The following is a 5,618-nucleotide window of genomic DNA, read 5'->3' as shown; positions in this document are numbered from 1 at the left end:
TTCTCGTTTGATTCGCGTTGGGTCCATGGATCGCGAACGCCCTCTTCTGGTGTCTGCAGGATTCGCTGTGTGGGCCGCGACGGGCGGCCTGGTGGGTTCCTTGTCGGCCCATGCCGACGACGATCCGCTGCCTCCCCCGCCGGCGCCAGCGCCCGCCCCGATACCGGCTCCCGGAGCCGATCCCGAGCTTCCCCCAGCACCCGGGCTGATGCGGGCTCCTCAGGGCGTTTCCGAGATTCCGCCGGTGGTAGACCCGTGATCCAAGCCGTGTTTGATCGCCATGTTCCGCTCGTGATGCCGCTGGTGCGCAGTCACTCCGCGTCACTTTCGACGAGCACTCGGTGCTTGTTAGCCGAACGTTAAGGTCCGAGTGCCTTGTGGGCGCCACGGATGCGGCGATACGTTCGGGCTCATGATCACGATCAGCACCGCACAAACGATGGTTGGCGGAGGCGGCGGTGGCCGCCTCGGTGGTGGCGGCGGTGGCCGCCTCGGTGGTGGCGGCGGTGGCCGCCTCGGCGGTGGCGGCGGTGGCCGCCTCGGCGGTGGCGGCGGCGGCTAACTAACCCCGCAACCGCTCGCTTCTTCTGCCCTTCATCCCACGGTGGCGCGCTATAGCGCGCGCCGCGGGACAGAGTCCGGTTGCTCGATCAGCTGATCGGCGCGGGCGGTTGTTCATGGTCACCGTCGCCGAGCAGGTCGAGTTGCATCCATGCAACGTCGTGCCAGCTGTCGTGCTTCCATTCGACGGCCCGGTACAAGCCGACATCACGGAACCCGAAGGATCGATGGAAGCCGTTGCTGGCCTCGTTGGGTTGTGTGATGCCGGCGAAGGCCCGCCGATAGCCGCGCTCCCGGAGCCGGCGCAGTAGTTGTGTGTAGAGTTTGCGGCCCCCGCCGGCGCGGTGATGGTCGATGTCCACATAGATTCCGGTCTCGGTCGACCATTGGAAGGTGGCCAGCCGCTTCAATGGCTGCCCATATGCGAAGCCTATGATTCGATCGTCGCGTTCTAAGACCAGCCAATCGTGGGTGTCGCGAAGCCCCGCGATGCGCGCAGCCATCTCACCGACCGTCGGAACTTCGATTTCCCAACTTATCGCCGTGTTTTCGACGTAGGGCCGGTAAATCGCAATGCACGCGGCGGCATCCTCTTCGGACGCCGGACGCACCACGCTGAGGCTCGCTTGCATGGGCGTATCCTCTCGAACTCGGCACTTAACCGTCGAGCCCAAGGTCCTTGCGGAACCGCCGCATGCCGTCGATCTTGTCGGCCAACGTGGCGTCCGGTCCGGAGTAGAACATCCACGGCATGGTGATGATTCCGGTGATACCGGCGTCGGCGGCGCGGCGGTAGTCGGCGGTGGTGAAGGCGTCGGTCAGGGGCGTGAGGATGGCGAAATCGTCTAGCCCGAGCCCCATTTCGATCCGCAGTTCACGAAGCCGGCCCACCGCGTCGATGGCGCGATCGGTCTTGATCAGATCACCGATCCAGCCATCGTTGCGGGCGGCACGGCGCAGTGCGGCGTCGCTGAGCCCACCGACGTAGACGGGTATCGGCGGCGGGGTCGGCTCCATCTCGAGCCGCGGGGTCCGATAGAACTCCCCGTCGAACTCCGTCCAGCCCGGCTGCCACAGCGTCCGCATCAGTTCGATGATCTCGTCGGTGCGCCTGCCACGGGCGTCGAACCGCTCCCCCATCAAGGCGAATTCCTCGCGGCACCAGCCGACGCCGATCCCGAGCTCCACCCGGCCCGACGACAATACGGCAGCCGTGCCAATGGCTTTCGCGGCCGAGTAGGGGTTGCGCATGGCGGGGATGTACACGGTGGTGACGAAGCGCAGTCGCGTGGTCACTTGGGCCAGCGCCCCGACCAAGACCCAGGGATCGGGCCAATCGGTGAAGGGCTGCCATCGTCGTTGTCCGTCTTTGGTGTACGGATAGGGGGTCTCGAGGCTCTCCACGTTGACGATGTGGTCCGGGATTCCGATTCCGTCGTAACCGAGTTCGTCGGCGACCTTGGCGATCTCGATGATCTCCCGGGTGTTCAGAAAGGCGCTGCTGACGTAGAACTTCATTCGGTGGACCGCGCCCATGCCGGCTCGATGAAGACGCCTTCGGCCTCGACGGTAATTCCCGCATCATCCGAAATCGAGCCGCGCGCAAACACTTTGAATCCCTCCCTACGGTCGATCCAGGCCTCGGAGCGAAGCGGTCCCAATGGCGTGCCGCGCAGGTACTTGACGGTGATGGTTCCCGTGAAGCGCGCCTTGGAGAGGCCCTCGCTGGCCGCCTCGCCCAGCATGTGGTCGAGCACCAGGGCGCTCACGCCGCCGTGTACCCGCTTGGGCGGCCCCTCGTATGCCGACCCGAGGATAAACTCGCTCCAGCAACGACCACCGCCATCGTGGTGGACGACGATCGGCGGGGCGATCGGGTTGCACACGCCGACCGCGGCGTTACCCAACGGCAGGGGACGCCCGTTCACGCGGTAGCTGACTCCCACCGGCCGGGTGCGTTGCCGCAACGACCGGGTGACGGCCTCGATGGCCGATCGCGCCGAAGCGACAACGTCGTCGTCGACCTCGGTCCGGATGGTGGCGTCGACGAGTTCCCGTACGGCCTCGGCCAACGGAGCGTACAGAGCCGTCACGCGATCGGCCTCTGCGGCGCTGAGCACCTCGAAGATGGCGTCCAATGCGCCGGGGTCCTGACTCAACTTCCGAACACCTTGCGCACCACCGCTTTCGCCCGCCTGGTCACTCGCAGATAGTTGTCCAAGAACTCGCTGCCGTCGTCGGTGCGCCAGCCCGCGGCCACAGCGACCGCATTGAGTTGACGGCCGGGCCCCGGCAACTGGTCTGTGGCCTTTCCGCGCACCAGCACCAGCGCGTTGCGGGCGCGGGTGGCCGTCAGCCAGGCGTGCGAAAGCAACTCCACGTCCGCCTCGGGCAGCAGCCCGGCCGCGGCGATCGCCTCCAGCGATTGCAGCGTGGAGGTGTTGTGCAGGGCCGGGACCTCGTGCGCATGCCGCAATTGCATCAGCTGAACGGTCCACTCGACGTCGGCGAGTCCCCCGCGGCCCAGCTTGGTATGGGTGTTGGGGTCGGCGCCGCGCGGTAACCGCTCGGATTCGACGCGGGCCTTGATGCGCCGGATCTCCCGCACCGCCTCGGCCGACACACCGTTGGGCGGATACCGTGTCCGGTCGGCCATCACGAGGAACCGTTGGCCCAGCTCGGCGTCGCCGGCAACGGCGTGCGCTCGCAGCAGGGCCTGGATCTCCCAAGGTTGTGCCCACTGCGTGTAGTAGGCGGTATAGGAATCCAGCGTGCGCACCAGCGGGCCGCTGCGCCCCTCGGGTCTCAGGTTGGTGTCGAGTTCCAGCGGGGGGTCGACGCTGGGGGTGCCCAGCAGCGCTCGAACCTGTTCGGCGACCGTCGTCGACCATTTGACTGCGTCTGAATCGTCGACGCCTTTGACCGGCTCGCACACGAACATCACGTCGGCGTCGGAGCCGTAGCCCAGCTCGGCGCCCCCGAGCCTGCCCATGCCGATGACCGCGATTGTCGCCGGCGCTTTTCCGGAGCCGCCTTCGGGCAGGTTTGCCCGGATCATCGTTTCCAGAGCGGACTGCAGCACCGCCACCCACACCAACGTCAGCGCCTTGCACACGTCGGTGACGTCGAGCATGCGGAGCAGGTCGGCCGAACCGATGCGGGCCAGCTCCCGACGGCGCAGCGAGCGGGCGGCGGCGATCGCGCGCGCCGGGTCGGGATGGCGGCCTGCCGAGGCGATCAGCGCCCGAGCCAGCGCCGCGGGATCGGCCTCGAGCAGTCTCGGGCCGGCGGGGCCGTCGCCATAGTCCTCGATTACCCGGGGCGCGCGCATCAACAGGTCCGGCACGTAGGCGGAGGTCCCCAGCACATGCATGAGCCGCCGCGCCACCGCGGGCTTGTCGCGCAGGGTGGACAGGTACCACCGCTCCCCCGCCAGCGCCTCGGACAGGCGTCGGTAGGCCAGCAACCCGCCGTCGGGATCGGGCGCGTACGACATCCAATTCAACAGCCGGGGCAGCAGCACCGACTGCACCCGGCCGCGCCGGCCGCGTTGATTGACCAAGGCCGACATGTGAGTCAGCGCGGTCTGCGGACCCTCGTAACCCAGGGCGGCCAACTGCCGCTCCGCGGCCTCGGAGCTCATGCCGTGCGAGATGTCCAGGCCGGTGGGCGCCAGCGACTCCAGCAGCGGCTGATAGAAGAGTTTCGCGTGCAGCTGGGAGACGCGCAGGTTTTGGTGCTTGATCTGCTCGCGCAGCACCCCCGCCGCGTCGTGTCGGCCGTCCGGACGGACATGGGCGGCGCGGGCCAGCCAGCGCAGGCCCTCATCGTCGTCGACCGCGGGCAGCAGGTGGGTGCGCTTGAGCCGCTGCAGCTGGAGTCGATGTTCGAGCAATCGCAGGAACTCATACGAGGCGGTGAGGTTCGCCGCGTCCTCACGCCCGATATAGCCGCCGGCGCTCAACGCGGCCAGGGCATCCACCGTTGACGCCACGTGCAGCGACTCGTCGCTGCGCCCGTGGACCAGCTGCAACAGCTGCACCGCGAATTCCACGTCGCGCAAACCGCCTGTGCCGAGCTTGATTTCGCGCGCACGAACATCGGCAGGTACCAGCTGCTCTACTCGTCGCCGCATGGCCTGCACCTCGACCACGAAGTGCTCGCGCTCGCAGGCGACCCAGACCATGGGCGTCAACGCGGCCAGGTATCGCTCGCCGATTTCCGGGTCGCCGGCCGCCGCCCTGGCCTTCAGCAATGCCTGGAACTCCCACGTCTTCGCCCACCGCTGGTAGTAGGCGAGGTGCGACTCGACCGTGCGGACGAGTTCGCCGTTGCGCCCCTCGGGCCGCAGCCCGGCGTCCACCTGGAAGAACGCCGTCGACGCCAGCCGCATCATCTCGCCGGCAACCCGGGCACTGAGCGGGTCGGCCCGCTCGGCGGCGAAGATGACGTCGACGTCGCTGACGTAGTTCAGTTCGCGGGCACCGCATTTGCCCATCGCGATGACCGCCAGCCGCGGTCGCGTGCCGTCACCGCACACACATACCTCGGCCACCCGCAGCGCGGCCGCCAGCGCGGCGTCGGCGAGGTCGGACAGGTGGGCGCCCACCACAGTAAACGGCAGCACCGGCTCGTCCTCGACCGTCGCGGCGAGATCGAGCCCGGCCAGCACCAGCAGCCGGTCGCGATACAGCGTGCGCAATCGCGGTATCGCCGAATCGGGGGGTGAGCCGGGGCCGGCCAGCGCGTCGTCGGCGCAGTCGGTGAACGCCGCGAACATCTCGTCGCGCGTAGGCAGTGTTACCTTGTCGCGCAACAGCTTCCACGACTGCGGGTGGGCGGTGAGGTGATCGCCCAGCGCCAGCGACGAGCCGAGCACGGCGAACAGTCGCCCGCGCAGGCCGCGTTCGGTCCGCAGCGCGGCGTTGAGCTCGTCCCAGCCGGTGTCGGGATTCTCCGACAGCCGCACCAGCGCACGCAGCGCCGCGTCGGGGTCAGGTGCCCGCGACAGCGACCACAACCGGTCGACATAGTCCAGATCGTCGCGGTCATACCAA

6 protein-coding genes are annotated in these 5,618 nt (G+C 68.1%); 2 read left to right on the top strand and 4 right to left on the bottom strand.

The genetic code is table 11. The annotated features are described in order from the left end of the window. Both JO059_RS08925 and JO059_RS08920 read left to right on the top strand, forming a co-directional pair. Positions 1-259 (top strand): hypothetical protein (locus tag JO059_RS08925; RefSeq protein ID WP_293315814.1); only part of this gene is annotated, 259 nt, incomplete at its 5' end. Positions 260-443: 184 nt separating this feature from the next. Then, the gene (locus JO059_RS08920) at positions 444-566 is read left to right on the top strand and encodes a hypothetical protein (RefSeq protein WP_293315812.1); all 123 of its coding nucleotides are present in this window, start codon (positions 444-446) and stop codon (positions 564-566) included. Positions 567-650: 84 nt separating this feature from the next. Here JO059_RS08920 and JO059_RS08915 read toward each other — a convergent pair whose 3' ends face one another. The 4 genes from JO059_RS08915 to JO059_RS08900 all read right to left on the bottom strand — a co-directional run. Further along, on the bottom strand, positions 651-1,193 hold the full coding sequence (locus JO059_RS08915) for a GNAT family N-acetyltransferase (RefSeq protein WP_293315810.1): 543 nt from the start codon (positions 1,191-1,193) through the stop codon (positions 651-653). Between the two features lie 25 nt (positions 1,194-1,218). Next, positions 1,219-2,079, bottom strand: a complete 861-nt coding sequence (locus tag JO059_RS08910; RefSeq protein WP_293315816.1) for a TIGR03619 family F420-dependent LLM class oxidoreductase — start codon at positions 2,077-2,079, stop codon at positions 1,219-1,221. Beyond that, the gene (locus tag JO059_RS08905) at positions 2,076-2,720 is read right to left on the bottom strand and encodes a PaaI family thioesterase (protein ID WP_293315808.1); all 645 of its coding nucleotides are present in this window, start codon (positions 2,718-2,720) and stop codon (positions 2,076-2,078) included. Before JO059_RS08905 ends, JO059_RS08910 begins: the two co-directional genes overlap by 4 nt. Continuing rightward, a partial coding sequence (locus tag JO059_RS08900) for a bifunctional [glutamine synthetase] adenylyltransferase/[glutamine synthetase]-adenylyl-L-tyrosine phosphorylase (protein WP_293315806.1) occupies positions 2,717-5,618 on the bottom strand: 2,902 nt, incomplete at its 5' end. The genes JO059_RS08905 and JO059_RS08900, both read right to left, overlap by 4 nt.

Source organism: Mycobacterium sp. (assembly GCF_019247615.1).
Lineage (GTDB): Bacteria > Actinomycetota > Actinomycetes > Mycobacteriales > Mycobacteriaceae > Mycobacterium.
This window is presented reverse-complemented; position numbering and strand designations above follow the sequence as displayed.

Bases quoted from the DNA above. Each gene is read 5' to 3' on its own strand.
- JO059_RS08915 (WP_293315810.1), bottom strand. From the start codon at position 1,193: ATGCAAGCGAGCCTCAGCGTGGTGCGTCCGGCGTCCGAAGAGGATGCC.
- JO059_RS08910 (WP_293315816.1), bottom strand. From the start codon at position 2,079: ATGAAGTTCTACGTCAGCAGCGCCTTTCTGAACACCCGGGAGATCATC.